This window comes from Microbacterium sp. LjRoot205 (assembly GCF_056175745.1).
Genome location: NZ_JBGFFH010000010.1, coordinates 96,627 through 114,037, shown reverse-complemented (window position 1 = coordinate 114,037; position 17,411 = coordinate 96,627). Strand labels below are relative to the sequence as shown.

Genomic DNA, 17,411 nt, shown 5'->3' with positions numbered 1-17,411 from the left:
TCTATCTACCCTGGGACAGAGAGACCAGCCGAACGCTGAGCGTCTTACTCAGTTTCGCGGTTAGTCAAGTCGTTGTCTGTAGGTATTTTGGGGGACACGGATGCGGCCCCGGTGCGAGAAGATGGGGCATGGGAATGCGTCGAGGAACAAACCTCCCCCGTATGGGCGACTTCAATCAGTCGGTCATCCTCGAGGCCATCCGCCGGTCGGGTGAAGGACTCAGCCGGATCGAACTCGTCGAGGCGACCGGTCTCTCCGCGCAGACGATCACGAACATCACCCGGCGTCTTCTCGACGAGGGGCTCATCGCCGAAGCCGGACGGACCATCAACGGGCCGGGCAAACCGCGCGTCACGCTGCGCCTGGTGGCGGAGAGTCGCTTCTCGGTCGGCGTGCATCTCGATCCGGCCGTGATCACGTTCGTGCTGCTGAACATGACCGGCGAGGCGGTCGGTCGGAGGGTCGTGCGCACTCAGGACCGAGATCCGAGCCGTATCGTCGAGACGATGGCGAAGACGATCGAGATCCTGATCGACGAAGCGGGCATCGATCGGGATCTGGTCGCGGGAGTCGGAGTCGCTGCTCCCGGCCCGCTCGACGCCGCGAAGGGCACCGTGATCGACCCTCCGAAGCTCGACGGGTGGCACCGTGTTCCGCTGCGCTCGGTGCTCGCGGAGGCGACGGGTTTCGAGGTCACGCTCGAGAAGGACACCACCGCTGCCGCGGTGGGGGAGCTGTGGACGGGAGATGCGACGTCCGAGGGGTCTTTTCTCTTCGTGTACCTCGGCACGGGGCTGGGAGCAGCCGCCGCGCGCGACGGCGGCGTGGTTGCCGGCAGCACCCACAACTTCGGTGAGATCGGCCACATCATGGTCGACCCGGAGGGGCCGCCGTGCGCGTGCGGCTCGCGCGGCTGCGTAGAGGTGGTGTGCACTCCGCAGGCGATCGTCGAGCAGGCCGAGGCGGCGGGGGTGTTCGACGATGAGCCTCAGGGCGGAGGCGCGAACGAGGTCGACGAGCGGTTCCTGCGCCTGTGCGAGCGGGCCTCGGCAGGGGAGCTGCCGGCGCTCGGCGTGCTGCGTCGTTCTGCCGGCCATCTCGCGGTGCTGATCTCGGTGCTCACGAACGTGCTCGACGTCGATCGCGTCGTCCTCGGGGGCCCGTTCTGGGGGCCGCTCTCCGATGTCTACCTTCGTGAGATCCCCGAGCCGTTGCACCGGAGGAGCGCGACTCGCGCAGTGCGCACACTGACCGTCGACGGTGCCGTCGTCGGAGACGACGTCGGTGCGGTGGGCGCGGCCTGTGTCGTGCTCGACGCCGTTCTCACACCCCGGGCCTCGGACCTGTACCTGGAGGACTGAACGCCGTCCCGCGATTCACATACCGGTATATCGGTTACGCCCCCAGGGCTATAACTCCATTCGATGTACTATCGAAGAGATGCGCCATCTGGGGTTACAAGGTGCCAGGGGCGACGGCCCCGCATCATCGGAGGGTCGTCTGCGTGGCCCGGTAGCCGGGGGGCTCCGGGCCTCGCAGGCACTCCGTGCCCGTTGCGGTCACCCCGCGAAGCGGCCCCACGGGATGTCGCGTCGCAGCGGACGTCGCAGCGGTCGCTGCGTGCGGGCCCATGCCGACACGCGAGGCTCGTCTGCCACGGCCTCGGAAGCCTCCTGCGCGTAGGCGTCGCTCACCACCGCGATGAGAGCGGCGAGCTCCTCCTCGGTGGCGGCACCCCGAGTGATCTGCATCGTCGGCGGCTGGTGTTCCTCCGACGTCGCGTCCCGCGTTGCCCCGATGGTCACAGCGGAATGTTCCCATGCTTCTTGGGCGGCAGCTCGGCGCGCTTCCCACGGAGGGCGCGCAGCGCCTTGGCGATCGAGACCCGGGTGTTCGCGGGCTCGATGATGCCGTCGATCTCGCCGCGCTCCGCGGCGAGGAAAGGCGAGGTCACACTGTAGGTGTACTCGTTGGCGAGGCGCGTGCGCACGGCGGCGACGTCCTCGCCGGCTTCCTCGGCACGCTTGATCTCGCCGCGGTAGAGGATGTTGACCGCACCCTGACCGCCCATCACGGCGATCTCCGCCGTGGGCCAGGCGAGGTTGACATCCGCACCGAGCTGCTTCGAGCCCATCACGATGTAGGCCCCGCCGTAGGCCTTGCGGAGGATGACCGTGACCAGAGGAACCGTCGCCTCGGCGTACGCGTAGATGAGCTTCGCGCCGCGGCGGATGACGCCGGTCCACTCCTGGTCGGTGCCCGGCAGGTACCCGGGCACGTCGACGAGCGTGACGATCGGGATCGAGAACGCGTCGCAGAATCGCACGAACCGGCTGGCCTTCTCGCCCGCCTCGATGTTCAGTGTTCCGGCCATCTGCGACGGCTGGTTGGCGATGATGCCGACGGAGCGGCCCTCGACACGTCCGAAGCCGATCACGATGTTCGGTGCGAAGAGCGGCTGGACCTCGATGAAGTCGCCCGCGTCGACGACGTGCTCGATCACGGTGTGGATGTCGTACGGCTGGTTGGCGGAGTCGGGGATGATCGTGTTCAGCGAGCGATCGGCATCCGTCGTCTCCCACTCGAAGCCGCTCTCGTAAGCCGGGATCTCCGCCATGTTGTTGTCGGGGAGGAACCCGAGCAGCGTGCGAGCGTAGTCGATCGCGTCGTCCTCGTCTTCGGCGAGGTAGTGGGCGACACCCGAGCGGGTGTTGTGCGTGAGGGCTCCTCCGAGCTCTTCCATGCCGACGTCCTCGCCGGTCACGGTCTTGATGACGTCGGGGCCGGTGACGAACATCTGGCTGGTCTTGTCGACCATGATCACGAAGTCCGTCAGCGCCGGGCCGTACACGGCGCCGCCGGCTGCGGGGCCCATGATGAGTGAGATCTGCGGGATGACGCCCGACGAACGGGTGTTCAGACGGAAGATCTCACCGTACTTGCTGAGCGCGAGCACGCCCTCCTGGATGCGGGCTCCGCCCGAATCGAGGATGCCGATGATCGGCATGCCGCCGGACAGCGCGAACTCCATGATCTTGATGATCTTGTCGCCCGAGACCTCGCCCAGAGAGCCGCCGAACGTGGTGAAGTCCTGCGAGTACACGGCCACGGTGCGTCCGTGGATCGTGCCGACACCCGTGACGACCGAGTCGCCGTACGGGCGATTGCGATCCATGCCGAACGAGGTCGTGCGGTGTCGGACGTACTCGTCGAACTCGACGAAGCTCCCTGGATCGACGAGCAGTTCGATGCGCTCGCGGGCGGTCATCTTGCCCTTGGCGTGCTGCTTCTCCTGCGCGACCTTCTCAGCGTCGACAACGGCTTCGTTGTAGCGAGCGCGGAGGTCTGCGATCCTGCCGGCGGTGGTCGAGAGTTCGGGCTTGTCCGTCACGGATTCCACCCTATCGTCGGGTCGGCCTCGTCCGTTGGATGCTCGCCACAACGGGTCGCCGGATCCTTTGGCTGCTGTCGTGCAGTCGGCGCAGGCTGCGGCGGATGCCGAATCGCGTCAGTCCTGGACGACGTCCGACGTGCCGGATCCGAGCTCGCCCGGAAGATCGTGAGTTCCCGACGGGCCGATCTCGTCGGCGCCGCTCTTGCGGCCACGACCGACGGATGCGATCTTCCGTCCTGCCCAGCCCACACCGCGTGCCGCCGATCCGGCCGCACCCGCGACGGCGCCGCCGACGAACTGCGCGCCGTGCAGCATCCGCAGTTCGAGCTTCTCCGCCCCGTCGACCGGCTCGAGCTCGAGGGGCAGGTCCATCGGGGCGACGCCGAAGGCATGATGCGATGTCGTGAGGACGCGGCGTCCGAGGATGTGGTTGCCCGCGCCACCCACCGCGGCACCGACTCCGAACGGCAGCGCCTTGCCGATGAAGGATGCTCCGCCCTTCGCGGCGAACTGCTTCACGAACCGGGTCTTGAGCTGGTCGACCAGCGGTCCGACGGCGGCCCGAGGAAGCGACTTGGTCACCGTCTCACCCCAGTACGACGATCGCGTGCCGCCGCGACCCGTCGCCTGTCCTGCCAGCTGTCCGACCAGCGCCACGCCCTCTTTGCCGAGCATCAGGGTCATCACCAGGGCCCTGGCCCTGTCGGGGTTGGAGACCGCGATCCCATGGACCTCGGCGACCGACTGCGCGAACAGTGCGGTCGATTCGACGAACCCCACGGTCTCGACCCCTGAGAGGGCGAGGGTGATGCCTGTGCCGATCCCGGGAACGACGGCGGTCGCGCCGACGGCGGCACCGCCGGTCGTGACAGCCGCGAGGTAGCGACGCTCGAGGATGCGGATGATCTGCTCGGGCGACGCGTGCGGGTTTCTCAGGCGGATGCTGCGGATATGCGCGAGCACGAGAGGGCGCTGGATGGCGAGAACGCGATCGAGTCCTCGGACCATCAGCGGGTGCTCCGCGGAGCCCACCGGCGGCACCCCCTTGTCCCACGCGGCGTCGTCGGGGAGGGAGTGGATCTTGTGCACCTTGGGGGCCATGGAACGATCCTAGGAACCCAGACCGCGAAAACGCCGAAAGCCCGGCTCCCCTTGACGGAGCCGGGCTTTCGTGGAAGCGATCAGACGAACAGGTTCGCCCGCTCGAGGTCTTCGGCGAAGTCGACCTCGACCGCGTACAGGTCGGAGACGTCCATCGGCTCGAGAAGGAGTCCGTCCTCCGCGATCGACAGCTCGAGGCCGCGTTCGAAGTAGTCCTGATCCTCGACCCGCTGCAGCTGACGCATGAACGCCTTCTTGTTCGCGGACGAGATGTAGTTGATACCCACAGCCTCGCCGAGGCCGCCCTTGACGGTCTTGGAGAGTTCGTTGATGAAGCCCTCGGCGGTGACCGTGTACTTCACCTCTTCGTCGCTGACCTTGGAGGTGTTGACGGTGACGAACGACTGGTCGCGCTCGATGTAGGCGGCCGCCCGACCCAGGATCATCGGGTCGAAGACCACGTCGCCGTTCATCCAGAGCACGCCGGACTTGCCCGTGGCGCTGAGGGCGCGCAGCAGGCTCTTCGAGGTGTTGGTCTCGTCGTAGCGCTCGTTGTGCACGTAGTTGACGTTCGGGAATGCTTCGATGATGGTCTCGGCGCGGTATCCGACGACGGCGGTGATGCGGGCGTCCGATCCGAAGGCGGCGCGGATGTTGTCGTGCTGCTGGCCCATGATCGTGCGGCCGTCGCTCAGCTCCGTGAGCGGCTTCGGCAGCGCACGGCCCAGGCGTGAGCCCATGCCTGCTGCGAGGATGACGGTCTGAAGAGTCACGAGTGCTCCTAAAGGAAGTATGTGTTCACGGTCGGTTCACCGACCAGACACTTCGTCGTGCCGAGAGTCATGCTAGCGATCAAGCCTGGGAAGCCCCGGGGGTTGAGGTCGCTGTTGCCAATTCGTGATCCAGTACACACCCAACACTCAGATTCGTCCAGATCAGGGCGACGAGAGGTCGGTCTGACGATCCGAAGGGCGATTTGTTGCGGTGACCCGAAGAAAGTCGGCACCCGTTGATACCGTAGGACGGTGACTGCTTCTTCCTCCGACGACCGCACCGATCAGGTGGCTGACGCCGCGCCCGCCGCCCCGAAGAAGACTCCCGCCCGCAAGGCCCCCGCGAAGAAGACGACCGGCACACGTGCTCCGTCGAAGGCCGCAGCCGACAAGGCCGCGGCGACCGTCGAGGTGGTCGCCGAGCCGGCGCTGAAGATCGACCGGAGCTCCGCAAGCTCCGGTCCGCGATCCGCAGGATCGAAGAAGACGACGACCGCTGCGGCGCGCGCGGCCGCAGTCAAGAACTCGACGCGCGACACGACGGCTCGTGCGGCTGCGGCGAAGTCCGCTTCGGCACGTTCCGCAGCGACCACGGCGACGACAGCCAAGACCGCCGCTGCCAAGGCCGCCGCTGCGAAGACCCCCGCTGCGAAGACGGCTGCCTCGAAGACCGCTGCCTCAGGCACGTCGAACACGTCGGCCGCGAAGACCGCCGCCGCGAAGACCGCCGCGGCCAAGGCGGCCTCAGAGAAGAGCGCTGCGGCGAAGTCGGCGGCGCGCACCTCTGCCGCGAGAACAGCAGCGGCGAAGACCGCGGCAGCGAAGGCAGCGGCAGCGAAGGCGGCCGCTACCAAGGCGGCTGCGGCGAAGGAGTCGGCAGTCGAGGCTGAGAACACTGTGGCGATCGAGGCCGTCGCTGTGGACACAACGGGAGCTGATGTGACCACGGCCGACGCGGATCCACGCGAGCTCGGCGTCACTGAGTCAGACACGACGGGCGAGGTTCTCGAAGAGAATGCCGCTGTCGAGACGCGCATCGAGACCCCCATCGAGACCCCGTCGCTGCCGCTGACGACCGAGGCGGCGGCATCCTCCGACGCGGTCGCCGTCGAGAGCGAAGACGATGCGACGTCCGCGCCCGTCGAGTCGACTCCGAGCACGCGATCCGCAGACGAAGCGTCGGCCGATCCTGCCCTCGACACGTCACTGGTCGAAGGCGCCACGGCGGAAGCCGAGCCGGTCATCGAGTCCGCTGAGGAGCCGACCGTCGACGAGGACGCGACATCCGAGTTCGTCGACGCCTTGTCCGATACGGATGAGACGGATGAGGCCGTCGGCGGAATCGAGGAGGCATCCGGCTCCGAAGCCATCCGCATCCGCGGCCTCGTGAAGAGCTTCGGCGACCACACCGCGGTCAACGGCATAGATCTCACTGTGCCCGCAGGGTCGTTCTACGGCATCGTCGGTCCCAACGGTGCGGGCAAGACGACGACGCTCTCGATCGTGGCGGGCCTTCTGCGTGCCGACGCGGGCGACATCGCGATCTGCGGCATCGATCAGTCGGCGAAGCCGCTCGCTGCGAAGCGCATGATGGGCGTGCTGCCCGATCGCCTCCGCACGTTCGACCGGCTCACCGGGCGGCAGCTCCTCTATTACTACGGGCTGCTGCGGGGGCTCGCATCGGCGGTGATCGAGAAGCGCGTCGCCGACCTCGCACGAGCCTTCGACCTCGGAGAGGCGCTGAACCGCGTCGTCTCCGACTACTCGGCCGGCATGACGAAGAAGATCATGCTCGCGGGTGCGATGATCCACTCGCCGCGCGTCCTGGTGCTCGACGAGCCCTTCGAGGCCGTCGACCCGGTGTCCTCCGCGGTGATCCTGGACATCCTGCGGGCCTATGTCTCGCACGGTGGAACGGTGGTCCTCTCGAGCCACGGCATGGACCTCGTCGAGCGCGTCTGCTCGCGCGTGGCGATCATCGTCGGGGGAGAGGTGCTCGCCGAAGGCACGATCGATGAGGTCCGCGCAGGGCAGACGCTCGAAGCGCGGTTCGTCGAACTCTCCGGTGGCATCGGAGAGGTGGAGGGGCTCGAGTGGCTGCACACGTTCTCCGACTGAGGGCGGCGCTCCTGATCGGATCGCTTCGCGGCGAACGTCGGGTCCGCACCCTGGTCATGCTCGCTGTCGTGGTGGTTCTGACGGCTGTGGTCTGCGCTGCGGTCCTCAGCCTCGACGACGCCCCTGTCGCTGTCGCGCGCACGGTCATCGTGCTCGGCAGCGCCGCTCTGCTCCTCGGGTTCCTGGTCGGGCCGATCCTCGTGGGTGCCGTCGACCAGCTCGATCCCCGGCGTTTCGCGGTGTTCGGGGTCGATGAGCGGCAGATGCCCTGGATCCTCACCCTCGCCTCGTTCGTCAGCGTCCCGAGCCTTGCCCTGATCGCAGTGAACATCAGCGTGTGCATCGTGGCGATCAGGCTCGGCGCACCCTGGTTCGTCGCGGTGCTGATGAGCGTCGTCAGCCTGTTGTCGACGATCCTCTCGGCGCGCATCGGCATGGCGGTCAACGCGCTGCTGCTGCCGGAGCGTCGGTCGCGCGAGCTCACCGCGCTCTTCGCACTGGCCGTGATCGTGATCGCGTTCCCCGTCGCCGTGTTCCTCGCCTCGCTCAAGTGGGACGGGCAGGTTCCTGCGGCGGTCGCGTCGCTGACGGCGACGATCGGGTTCACCCCGTTGGCGGCGTCGTCGCGGTTCCTCTTCTCCTTCGCGACAAACGATGTCGCCGGAAACTGGATCAGCGGCATCGTGGCCCTCATCACCATCCTGGTGCTCTGCGTGGCGTGGTCGTGGCTGGTGCGCAGACTGCTCACCACCACAGAGCGGCCCGTGACCCTGCGGGAGCGCTCGGGCCTCGGCTGGTTCGGCCTGCTCCCGTCGAACGCCTTCGGTGCGATCGCCTCGCGCAGCCTGGTCTACTGGCTGCGCGACCGCAGGTACATCATGAACCTCATCGTCGTCCCCGTCGCGGGCGTGCTCACCGTGCTGCCTCTCCTCGTCGCCGGAGTGCCGCTCGAGATCGCTGCGCTCGTTCCGGTCCCGGTGATGGCCCTGTTCTTCGGGTGGCTCCCGCACAACGACGTCGCCTACGATTCCACGGCGTTGTGGACGCACGTGGCCAGCGGCGTCCGCGGCATCCCCGATCGTCTCGGACGACTCGTCCCGGTCATACTCGTGGCTGTTCCCGTGCTCGCCATCGCCGTTCCCCTCACGCTGCTGTGGATCGACGACTGGCGTCTGCTCCTTCCGCTCACCGGCCTCGGGGCCAGCCTCCTGCTGTCGGCACTCGGATTCTCGAGCATCGTCTCGGTGATCGCTCCCTACGCCGTGTCGCGTCCGGGCGACAGCCCGTTCCAGCAGCCGCAGCGGCCGACGTCGCGCGGTGCATACGGCCCCGCCGCGGCGTTCCTCGGCGCGATCGTGGTGAGCGTGCCGACCATCTGGCTGCTCGTGCTCACGATGCTCGAGGGGTCGCAGTTCGCTCCCGCGACGTTCTGGGCGGGACTCGCGACCGGCATCGCGGTCTTCGCGATCGGCGTCGGTGTGGGCGGGCGCATCTTCGAGCATGAGGGCGAGCGGCTGATGGAGTTCGTCGAGACCGCGTGACAGCCGCCCCACGGGGCGCGTGCGCGGCTAGACTCTCGGCATGAGTACTCCGCTGGACAGCCCCGATCAGGGCGGCGTGGCAACGCTTGATCGCGAACTGGAAGAACTCCTCCGCGAGGAGAACCTCGAGCCGGGCGATCACGAGCGCTTCTCGCACTACGTCAAGAAGGACAAGATCCTCGAATCGGCGATCACCGGCAAGCCGGTGCGCGCACTGTGCGGCAAGAAGTGGACGCCGGGTCGCGACCCCGAGAAGTTCCCGATCTGCCCCACGTGCAAGGAGATCTACGAGACGATGGTCGGCTGAGTCTGCGCCGACTCGCCGGCAGTCAGCTCGCGTCGACGAAGACGGTGGGGATCGCCGGGTCGGACTTGCTGAGCGCGAGCGCCCGCACAGGAAGCTCCTCCCGCACCCGAAGGTGATGTGCCCGAGCGGAAGCGGTGCCTTCGGCACCTTCGAACGCCGTGTCGATCTCTCCGCCCTCGACGAAGGTCGTCTGCAGCGCCCGCCCGTCCGCATGCTCCGCCGGGGTGTCGAGCTCTTCGAAGCCGTCTGAGACGACGACCGTCTCAGCCTCGGCGACGCCGTCGACGAGAGTGCGGAATGCGGCCTTGCGCCCGCCGTGGGATGCCTTGTCGGTCGAGGCCTTGGCCACTCCGATCCACGCTCCGCTCGGATCCTGGCGAGCCACGAGCTTGTAGACCATGCTCGCCGTGGGGTATCCGGAGCCCGTGACCACTGAGGTGCCCACACCGTACGCGTCGACCGGTGACGCCGCCAGCGCGGCGATCGCATACTCGTCGAGATCGCTCGTGACCGTGATGCGCGTGCCCGTCGCACCGAGCTCGTCGAGCTGTGCCCGCACCTCTGCGGCGACGATCGGCAGGTCGCCCGAGTCGATCCGCACACCGCCGAGGCCGGTGCCGGCCACGCGGATGGCCGTCTCGACGCCCGTGCGGATGTCGTAGGTGTCGACGAGCAGGGTCGTATCGGTGCCGAGGCTGTCGATCTGCGAGCGGAAGGCCTCTTCCTCGGTCTCGTGCAGCAGGGTCCACGAGTGCGCGGCGGTGCCCATCGTCGGGATTCCCCAGCGACGTCCGGCCTCGAGGTTGCTCGTCGCGCGGAAGCCGGCGATGTATGCGGCGCGGGCCGCCGCGACCGCCGACTGCTCTGCCGCGCGGCGTGATCCCATCTCGGCGAGCGGTCGCTCGCCGGCGGCGATGCTCATGCGTGATGCTGCAGTGGCGACGGCCGAATCGTGGTTGAGGACGCTGAGAGCCAGCGTCTCGAGCACGACGGCGTCGGCGAAGCTGCCCTCGACCGTCAGGATCGGAGACCCGGGGAAGTACAGCTCGCCCTCGCGGTAGCCCCGGATCGAGCCGGTGAAGCGGTAGTTCTCGAGATAGGTGAGCGACTCGGCATCCACGACGTCGTTGTCGCGCAGGAAGCGCAGCTCGTCGTCTCCGAAGCGGAACTCGCGCAGCAGCGTGAGCAGGCGGCCGGTGCCGGCCACGACGCCGAAGCGGCGGCCTCCGGACAATCGCCGGGAGAACAGTTCGAACACACTGGGTCGTGATGCCGTGCCGTCGCGAAGCGCGGCGGCGAGCATGGTGAGTTCGTAACGATCGGTCAGAAGCGCCGTGGACGTCGTCATCCGCTCAGCTTAGTGACGACACCCGCACGGGTTGCTGAGCATGACGCGCTCGCGCGCAGGTAGGCTGGGTAGTCATGAACGACGCCCCGATCGGAATCTTCGACTCCGGTGTCGGCGGACTCACGGTGGCACGTGCCATCCGAGCCCAGCTGCCCCGGGAATCGTTCGTCTACATCGGCGACACGGCACACTCCCCTTACGGTCCGAAGCCCATCGCGGACGTGCGGCGGTACGGCCTCGAAGTCCTCGACACACTGGTCGAGCAGGGCGTCAAGATGCTCGTGATCGCGTGCAACACCGCGTCCTCAGCCATGCTCCGCGATGCCAGGGAGCGGTATGACATCCCTGTCGTCGAGGTGATCGGTCCGGCGGTGCGCCGAGCCGTCTCGACGACGCGCAACGGCCGCGTCGGTGTCATCGGCACTGTCGGCACGATCGGGTCGCGTGCCTACCAGGACATGCTCGAGGTGAACGAGCGCCTCGAGGTATTCACCGCCGCGTGCCCTCGTTTCGTGGAGTTCGTCGAAGGGGGCATCACCGGAACGCCGGAGGTGCTCGCGACCGCCGAGGAGTACCTCGCACCGCTTCGGGATGCCGACGTCGACACGCTGGTGCTCGGGTGCACGCACTACCCGTTCCTCCGCGGTGCGATCAGCTACGTGATGGGGGAGGGCGTCACGCTCGTGTCCAGTGACGACGAGACCGCCGGTGATGTGTACCGTCAGCTCGTGCGAGGCGACCTTCTCGCCTCTCCCGACGCCACGGCGTCGTACGTCTACGAGGCGACCGGCGACTCGACGACCGAGTTCACCGCCCTCGCCAACCGTCTGATGGGCCGGGAGGTGCGCGACGTCCAGCTCGTGCAGACCGGCGTCATCACCCTCCCTGCGACGGCCTCCGGGTCGTAGCTCTCCCGCAGCACCCGCTTCATCCACCTCCACCCGAAGGAAACCCATGACCAGCATCGTCCGCGCCGACGGCCGTTCCACCGACCAGCTCCGCGAGATCACGATCGAGCGCGGATGGAGCAGCCACGCCGAGGGATCGGCACTGATCAGCTTCGGCGGAACCAAGGTGCTGTGCACGGCGTCGTTCACGAACGGCGTCCCTCGCTGGCTCACCGGCAAGGGCAAGGGGTGGGTCACGGCCGAGTACTCGATGCTTCCTCGCGCGACGAACAGCCGCAACGACCGTGAGAGCGTCAAGGGCCGCATCGGCGGACGCACGCACGAGATATCCCGACTGATCGGTCGCGCGCTTCGCGCCGTTGTCGACACCAAGGCTCTCGGCGAGAACACGATCGTCATCGACTGCGACGTGCTGCAGGCTGACGGAGGGACGCGCACGGCCGCGATCACCGGAGCATACGTCGCGCTGGCAGACGCGATCGAGTGGGGCCGGGAGAAGAAGTTCATCGGCAAGAACGCGACGCCGCTGCTCGATTCAGTGGCGGCGATCTCGGTCGGCATCATCGACGGCGAGCCCATGCTCGATCTCGCATACGTCGAGGACGTCCGCGCCGAGACCGACATGAACATCGTCGTCACCGGTCGTGGGCTCTTCGTCGAGGTGCAAGGCACGGCAGAGGGGGCGCCGTTCGACAAGCGCGAGCTCGACGCCCTGCTCGATCTGGGCGTCGCGGGCTGCGCCGACCTGAAGGACCACCAGCTGAAGGCTCTCGCGGGCTGATGAGGGTCGTCCTGGCCACTCACAATCCGCACAAGGTCGCGGAGTTCCAGCAGATCGTGGCGTCTGCGCGCCTTGATCTCGAGATCATCGCGTATGACGGTCCGGAGCCGGTCGAGGACGGCGTCACGTTCGCCGAGAACGCGCTCATCAAGGCGCGCGCCGCTGCGCGGCACACGGGTCTCGCGGCCCTCGCGGACGACTCGGGCATCTGCGTCGATGTGCTCGGTGGATCGCCCGGGGTGTTCTCGGCCTATTGGGCGGGGCAGAAGAAGGACGCCGCGGCCAACCTCGAACTGCTGCTCGACCAGCTGCATGACATCGCCGACCCGCATCGCGTCGCTCACTTCAACTCGACGATCGCACTCGTCACGCCGGATGGGCGCGAGCACGTGGTCGTGGGCAACTGGCCTGGTCGTCTCGCGACCGAGGCATCGGGCGGGGGCGGCTTCGGATACGACCCGATCTTCATCCCCGACGGCCAGGCCGTGGGGGCCGAGCGCACGGTCGGGGATCTCAGCGCGGAGGAGAAGCAGGCGCAGTCGCACCGCGCCCGCGCTTTCGTCGAGCTGCTGCCTCTGCTCGCTGATCTCTGAGTCGAACGTAACCACTACGCTTGACGTACTTCACGCGTAGTGGTTATGGTGGTCGGCATGAGAGACCTGACCTACTACATCGGAGTGACCCTCGACGGGTTCATCGCAGGCCCCGACGATGAGGTCGATTTCTACCCGGTGACCCCTGCCTTCGCCGAAGTCCTGGGCACGGAGTTCGCCGACATCCAACCGGCCCACGTCCGCGCCGCGGGCGGAGGCGAAGACGAACCGCTGACCCGGTTCGACACGGTAGTCATGGGACGACGCACCTACGAGCCCGCGCTGCAGGTCGGCATCACCGATCCCTATGCGCACCTGCGCACGGTCGTGTTCAGCCGCTCGCTCGACGATCCGGGCGAAGCCAACGTCGAGGTCGTGGGCACCGACCCCGTCGCGCGGGTTCGGCAGCTCAAGGCGGAGGACGGGCTCGGCATCTATCTCGCGGGCGGAGCGTCGCTCGCGGGGGTCCTCCTCGACGAGATCGACCGGCTGATCGTCAAGAAGTACCCGGTGATCGCCGGCACCGGCATCCCGATGGCGCGCCACCCGTTCTCCCCGACGCGGTTCGCACTCGATCAGGTGCGCTCGTTCGACAACGGCTGCGTCGTGCTCGAGTACTCCCGGTCCCGCTGAGGCGCGCGGCTACTGAGAATCATCACCATTCCCGACTGGGTGGATCCCGCCGACGCGCGTGAGAGCCGGTCTAGCCTGGAGACATGCACGATCATGCGCCCGCCGCCGGTGGCATCCGCTCGGCCAGCCATCGCCGCCTGCTGGCGATCTCGCTGACCCTGACCGCGACCATCATGGTCGTGCAGATCGTGGGTGCGATCTTCACCGGTTCGCTCGCGCTGCTGGCCGACGCCGCCCACATGTTCACGGATGCGTCGGCTCTCGTGATCGCGCTCATCGCCGCCGCCGTCGCCGCGCGTCCGGCGGATGACCGACGTACTTTCGGATATCAGCGAGCCGAGGTGTTCGGAGCGCTGATCAACGCGATCATCCTGATCCTGCTTGCAGGCTGGGTCGCATTCGAAGCGGTGGGACGGCTGCTGAACCCGGGCGAGACCGAGGTCGTGGGCGGGCTGATGCTGGTCGTCGCGGTCGTGGGCCTCGTCGCGAACGCGATCTCGATGTGGCTGCTCAGCCGAGCACAGCGCACCAGCATCAATGTCCGCGGAGCCTACCTCGAGGTGATGGGCGACCTGATCGGGTCGGCGATGGTGATCATCGCCGCGATCGTGATCGTGACCACCGGATGGATGCCCGCGGATGCGATCGCCTCACTGATGATCGCGGTGCTGATCATCCCCCGGGCGATCTCGCTTCTTCGCGAGGTGTTCTCGGTGCTCTCCGAATCGGCCCCGAAGGGCACCGCGGTCAGCGAGATCCGCCAGCATCTGCTCGACTACGACGGCGTGATCGGAGTGCACGACGTGCATGTCTGGCAGCTCACGCGCGGGGCGCCCGTGTTCAGCGCACATGTCAGCGTCGACCCCGCTCTGCTGGCCGACGGACGCTCGACGAAGCTGCTCAATGATCTGCAGTCGTGCCTGGCGCACCACTTCGATGTCGCGCATTCAACGTTCCAGATCGAGCCGGCCGAGCAGTCGGACTGCGAGCCGCATCACGCCTGAGGCGTCAGGCCTCGACGACGACCTCTGCGGGTGTCTTGTCGGGGCGTAGCCCTCGCCAACGCGAATGCCGGAGCACTCCGTCGGGCGTCCAGTTCGCGAACTCGACTTCGCCCACGAGCTCCGGCTCGACCCACAGAGCGTCCGAGGCATCGAGAGCCGGGACGCCGTCGAGCGGCGCCGATTCGACACGCAGTGTCGCGAGGCGAGCGAGCAGGTCGCGCAGCATCCGGTCGGTGAAGCCCGTGCCCACGCGACCGACGTACCTCAGCCGACCTTCGTCGGGTACCGCGAGCAGCAGTGAGCCGAACGTCCCCTCGCGGTCGCCCTTGCCCGGACGGATGCCGACGATCACGACCTCCTGCATCCGCGTGTGCTTGAGCTTGAGCCACGAGGGTGAGCGCTGACCAGGACGATAGCGCGACGCCGGATCCTTGACGACGACACCTTCGAGGCCGAACTCGTCGCTCGCAGCGAGAGCCGCATCGAGGTCGTCGAACACGGGCGGCACCTGCACGGGCGCGTCGAGGTCGGAGATGACGTCCTCGAGCAGGGTGCGTCGCTGCGAGAGCGGCATCGAGCTGAGGTCGTGGCCGTCGAGCCGCAGCAGATCGAAGACCATGTAGACGATCGGGGTGCGCACGACCTCGCGCTCGATCTCGCGCGGTCGAGTCAGGTGCATGCGGTTCTGCAGCATCGAGAAGCTCGGCCTGCCGTGCGCGTCGAACGCCACGATCTCGCCGTCGATGATCGCGTCGGCCACCGGCAGGAAGGGCGCGCCGTCGGCCGTCAGCTCGGGGTACCGGGCTGTGATGTCTGTGCCGCTGCGGGCGTGCAGCAGCATCCGGCCGTCGGCCCAGGTGCCGATCGCGCGGATGCCGTCCCATTTGACCTCGACCCATGAGGGCGAGCTGAGTCCGCGCGCGATGGCCGGGGTGCCGTTCTCGGCAAGCATGGGGGAGACGGACGCGGGGGACCCTGGTGCGGACGCGCTCGCTGCCCCGGTGATGCGCGGTCGGTGGCGTGGGGAAGCCGGTCGTGCGGCTGTCGTACCTGCGGGCGTCTGCTCTGACTTCGCCTCGACCGGGCGCGGTCGCTCGGGGGGATGCTCGGTGCGAAGAGGTGCGAGTGGATCCAGCCCCGATTCCGCTCGCTCGAGCACGCTCGCGAAGTCGAGCTGCGCCAGATCGGGATCGTCGAGCTCCTCCCAGGTGCGCGGGGCGGCCACCCACGGCTGCGCTCGTCCTCGCAGGGAGTATGGCGAGATCGTGGTCTTCTTGCCGTTGTTCTGGCTCCAGTCGAGGAAGACCTTGCCCCCGCGTGCGGCCTTGGCCATGGTGCTCGTGGCGAGATCCGGATGCTCGGTCTCGATGAGCCGGGCGATCTCCTTGACGACCGACGAGATCTCGTCGCTGGTCTGCTGACCCGGCAGCGCCGCGTACAGGTGGATGCCCTTGCTGCCGCTCGTGACGGGCACCGGCACGAGACCGATGTCGGTCAGCAGGGCGCGGGCGATGCGGGCGACCTCGGCGCACTGCGCGAGCCCGACTCCGGGGCCAGGGTCGAGGTCGAGCACGAGACGATCGGGTGTGCCGGGCAGGCCATCCGGGCCGAAGCGCCACTGGGGAACATGGAGCTCGATCGCCGCGACCTGAGCGAGCCAGACCAGGGTCGGCACGTCCTCGACGAGGGGGTAGGCCTTGGGGCCGTCGGAGTGCTGGATCTCCTGTCGGGGTATCCAGCTCGGAGCGCCCGGTTCGAGCTGCTTCGTGAAGAACGCGTCGGCGGGAGCATCGGCGGTTCCGACTCCCTCGACCCAGCGCTTGCGGGTGACCGGGCGTCCGTCGAGCAGCGGCAGGATGTGGGGCGCGATCGCCGTGTAGTAGGCGATGATCTCGCCCTTCGTGGTGCCGGTCTCGGGGTAGACGACCTTGTCGAGGTTCGTGATGCGCAGCCGACGCCCGTCGATCTGTACGTTCTGCGCCTCCGGAGCCATAGCGCCAGCGTAGTCAAGGTACTGGCCCCCACCGGGGCGGCTGGTGTTCACTGGGGGCATGAGAACGATCTGGAAGGGCGCGCTGACCTTCGGCCTCGTGAACGTGCCGGTCAAGGTGTATTCCGCGACTGAAGACCACGACGTGCCGCTGCATCAGGTGCACGAGAAGGACGGCGGACGCATCCGGTATCAGCGCACGTGCGAGGTGTGCGGCGAGACCGTGGCCTACGCCGACATCGATCGCGCCTACGTCGACGAGGGGCATACGGTGGTTCTCACCAAGGACGATCTCGCGGCGCTCCCGGCCGAGAAGAGCCGAGAGATCGACGTCGTCGAGTTCGTGCCCTCCGACCAGGTCGACCTGCTCACCCTCGACAAGCCGTATTACCTCGAGCCCGACTCGAAGTCGCCCAAGGCCTACGTGCTGCTGCGCAGGACGCTCGAGCAGACCGACCGCACCGCGATCGTGCGGTTCACGCTCCGTCAGAAGACCCGCCTCGCTGCGCTCCGCGTGCGGGGCAAGGTGCTGGTGCTGCAGACGCTGCTGTGGGCCGATGAGGTGCGCGAGGCGGCGTTCCCGGCTCTGGATGAGGATGTGCGGATCTCGAAGAAGGAACTCGAGCTCTCGGCTTCACTCGTCGACAGCTACTCGGCCGACTTCGACCCCGAGTCGTTCGTCGACGAGTACCAGAAAGAGCTGCGCACTCTGATCGACGCGAAGATCGAGGCGGGCGACACGTTCGACGTCTCGGAGACCTTCGGCGAGGCCGAGGACGACTCGAAGAGCGGCGAGGTCATCGACCTGATGGAGGCGCTGCGTGCCAGCGTCGCTCGCACGAAGGCCGCGCGCTCGGAGTCGTCAGATAAGAAGGCGAGCGCCAAGAAGAGCCCGAGCAAGAAGAAGGCGGGCTGAGTCC

17 protein-coding genes are annotated in these 17,411 nt (G+C 67.6%); 10 read left to right on the top strand and 7 right to left on the bottom strand.

Annotation, left to right across the window (positions count from 1 at the left end; translation table 11 throughout):
• Nucleotides 1-161 precede the first annotated feature (161 nt).
• Nucleotides 162-1,361, top strand: a complete 1,200-nt coding sequence (locus AC04ME_RS17600) for an ROK family transcriptional regulator (RefSeq protein ID WP_056373363.1) — start codon at nt 162-164, stop codon at nt 1,359-1,361.
• 198 nt (nt 1,362-1,559) lie between these two features.
• On the opposite strand, the gene AC04ME_RS17595 is transcribed toward AC04ME_RS17600, so the two are convergent.
• The 5 genes from AC04ME_RS17595 to AC04ME_RS17575 all read right to left on the bottom strand — a co-directional run bounded on the left by AC04ME_RS17595 (nt 1,560) and on the right by AC04ME_RS17575 (nt 6,194).
• Nucleotides 1,560-1,805: an acyl-CoA carboxylase subunit epsilon gene (locus AC04ME_RS17595; RefSeq protein WP_376708822.1), complete on the bottom strand. Its 246-nt coding sequence runs from the start codon at nt 1,803-1,805 to the stop codon at nt 1,560-1,562.
• Nucleotides 1,802-3,391: an acyl-CoA carboxylase subunit beta gene (locus tag AC04ME_RS17590; RefSeq protein WP_375137374.1), complete on the bottom strand. Its 1,590-nt coding sequence runs from the start codon at nt 3,389-3,391 to the stop codon at nt 1,802-1,804. The genes AC04ME_RS17595 and AC04ME_RS17590 overlap by 4 nt, the downstream gene beginning before the upstream one ends.
• A gap of 117 nt (nt 3,392-3,508) precedes the next feature.
• Entirely contained in the window at nt 3,509-4,495 is a 987-nt protein-coding gene (locus tag AC04ME_RS17585) for a hypothetical protein (protein WP_475436330.1), read from the bottom strand.
• Between the two features lie 80 nt (nt 4,496-4,575).
• Nucleotides 4,576-5,268, bottom strand: a complete 693-nt coding sequence (locus AC04ME_RS17580) for a phosphocholine cytidylyltransferase family protein (protein WP_042536498.1) — start codon at nt 5,266-5,268, stop codon at nt 4,576-4,578.
• 284 nt (nt 5,269-5,552) lie between these two features.
• Nucleotides 5,553-6,194, bottom strand: coding sequence for a hypothetical protein (locus AC04ME_RS17575; protein WP_475436328.1), 642 nt, complete (start codon nt 6,192-6,194; stop codon nt 5,553-5,555).
• On the opposite strand from AC04ME_RS17575, the gene AC04ME_RS17570 reads away from it, so the two are divergent.
• The 3 genes from AC04ME_RS17570 to AC04ME_RS17560 are packed head-to-tail and all read left to right on the top strand — an operon-like array spanning nt 6,187 to nt 9,234.
• A complete protein-coding gene (locus AC04ME_RS17570) occupies nt 6,187-7,386 on the top strand; it encodes an ABC transporter ATP-binding protein (protein WP_475436326.1) in 1,200 nt (399 codons plus the stop codon). The two genes, AC04ME_RS17575 and AC04ME_RS17570, sit on opposite strands and share 8 nt — an antisense overlap.
• Nucleotides 7,362-8,927: a hypothetical protein gene (locus AC04ME_RS17565; protein ID WP_475436324.1), complete on the top strand. Its 1,566-nt coding sequence runs from the start codon at nt 7,362-7,364 to the stop codon at nt 8,925-8,927. Before AC04ME_RS17570 ends, AC04ME_RS17565 begins: the two co-directional genes overlap by 25 nt.
• A 40-nt stretch (nt 8,928-8,967) precedes the next feature.
• The gene (locus AC04ME_RS17560; protein WP_042536500.1) at nt 8,968-9,234 is read left to right on the top strand and encodes a DUF3039 domain-containing protein; all 267 of its coding nucleotides are present in this window, start codon (nt 8,968-8,970) and stop codon (nt 9,232-9,234) included.
• Between the two features lie 22 nt (nt 9,235-9,256).
• Here the strand turns inward: AC04ME_RS17560 and AC04ME_RS17555 are convergent, their stop codons facing one another.
• Nucleotides 9,257-10,582: a nicotinate phosphoribosyltransferase gene (locus tag AC04ME_RS17555; RefSeq protein WP_042536501.1), complete on the bottom strand. Its 1,326-nt coding sequence runs from the start codon at nt 10,580-10,582 to the stop codon at nt 9,257-9,259.
• A gap of 74 nt (nt 10,583-10,656) precedes the next feature.
• On the opposite strand from AC04ME_RS17555, the gene murI reads away from it, so the two are divergent.
• From murI to AC04ME_RS17530, 5 genes are all read left to right on the top strand, one after another.
• Complete coding sequence (gene murI, locus AC04ME_RS17550) at nt 10,657-11,490, top strand: glutamate racemase (protein WP_042536502.1); 834 nt, start codon at nt 10,657-10,659, stop codon at nt 11,488-11,490.
• Between the two features lie 46 nt (nt 11,491-11,536).
• The gene (rph, locus tag AC04ME_RS17545) at nt 11,537-12,271 is read left to right on the top strand and encodes a ribonuclease PH (RefSeq protein WP_042536503.1); all 735 of its coding nucleotides are present in this window, start codon (nt 11,537-11,539) and stop codon (nt 12,269-12,271) included.
• The gene (gene rdgB / locus AC04ME_RS17540; protein WP_475436321.1) at nt 12,271-12,864 is read left to right on the top strand and encodes an RdgB/HAM1 family non-canonical purine NTP pyrophosphatase; all 594 of its coding nucleotides are present in this window, start codon (nt 12,271-12,273) and stop codon (nt 12,862-12,864) included. Before rph ends, rdgB begins: the two co-directional genes overlap by 1 nt.
• A gap of 57 nt (nt 12,865-12,921) precedes the next feature.
• Nucleotides 12,922-13,497, top strand: coding sequence for a dihydrofolate reductase family protein (locus AC04ME_RS17535; RefSeq protein ID WP_475436319.1), 576 nt, complete (start codon nt 12,922-12,924; stop codon nt 13,495-13,497).
• Between the two features lie 83 nt (nt 13,498-13,580).
• Nucleotides 13,581-14,501, top strand: a complete 921-nt coding sequence (locus AC04ME_RS17530) for a cation diffusion facilitator family transporter (protein ID WP_475436317.1) — start codon at nt 13,581-13,583, stop codon at nt 14,499-14,501.
• A 4-nt stretch (nt 14,502-14,505) separates the two neighbouring features.
• Here the strand turns inward: AC04ME_RS17530 and ligD are convergent, their stop codons facing one another.
• A complete protein-coding gene (ligD, locus tag AC04ME_RS17525) occupies nt 14,506-16,494 on the bottom strand; it encodes a non-homologous end-joining DNA ligase (RefSeq protein WP_475436316.1) in 1,989 nt (662 codons plus the stop codon).
• Nucleotides 16,495-16,552: 58 nt separating this feature from the next.
• Here ligD and ku point away from each other — a divergent pair, with 58 nt between their 5' ends.
• Nucleotides 16,553-17,407: a non-homologous end joining protein Ku gene (gene ku, locus AC04ME_RS17520; RefSeq protein WP_475436314.1), complete on the top strand. Its 855-nt coding sequence runs from the start codon at nt 16,553-16,555 to the stop codon at nt 17,405-17,407.
• Nucleotides 17,408-17,411: the final 4 nt, after the last annotated feature.

What these genes read in the sequence shown, in the direction of transcription:
- AC04ME_RS17600 (WP_056373363.1), top strand. Translation starts at nt 162, where the DNA reads ATGGGCGACTTCAATCAGTCGGTCATCCTCGAGGCCATCCGCCGGTCG.
- AC04ME_RS17585 (WP_475436330.1), bottom strand. Translation starts at nt 4,495, where the DNA reads ATGGCCCCCAAGGTGCACAAGATCCACTCCCTCCCCGACGACGCCGCG.
- AC04ME_RS17560 (WP_042536500.1), top strand. Translation starts at nt 8,968, where the DNA reads ATGAGTACTCCGCTGGACAGCCCCGATCAGGGCGGCGTGGCAACGCTT.
- AC04ME_RS17555 (WP_042536501.1), bottom strand. Translation starts at nt 10,582, where the DNA reads ATGACGACGTCCACGGCGCTTCTGACCGATCGTTACGAACTCACCATG.
- murI (WP_042536502.1), top strand. Translation starts at nt 10,657, where the DNA reads ATGAACGACGCCCCGATCGGAATCTTCGACTCCGGTGTCGGCGGACTC.
- rph (WP_042536503.1), top strand. Translation starts at nt 11,537, where the DNA reads ATGACCAGCATCGTCCGCGCCGACGGCCGTTCCACCGACCAGCTCCGC.
- rdgB (WP_475436321.1), top strand. Translation starts at nt 12,271, where the DNA reads ATGAGGGTCGTCCTGGCCACTCACAATCCGCACAAGGTCGCGGAGTTC.
- AC04ME_RS17535 (WP_475436319.1), top strand. Translation starts at nt 12,922, where the DNA reads ATGAGAGACCTGACCTACTACATCGGAGTGACCCTCGACGGGTTCATC.
- AC04ME_RS17530 (WP_475436317.1), top strand. Translation starts at nt 13,581, where the DNA reads ATGCACGATCATGCGCCCGCCGCCGGTGGCATCCGCTCGGCCAGCCAT.
- ligD (WP_475436316.1), bottom strand. Translation starts at nt 16,494, where the DNA reads ATGGCTCCGGAGGCGCAGAACGTACAGATCGACGGGCGTCGGCTGCGC.
- ku (WP_475436314.1), top strand. Translation starts at nt 16,553, where the DNA reads ATGAGAACGATCTGGAAGGGCGCGCTGACCTTCGGCCTCGTGAACGTG.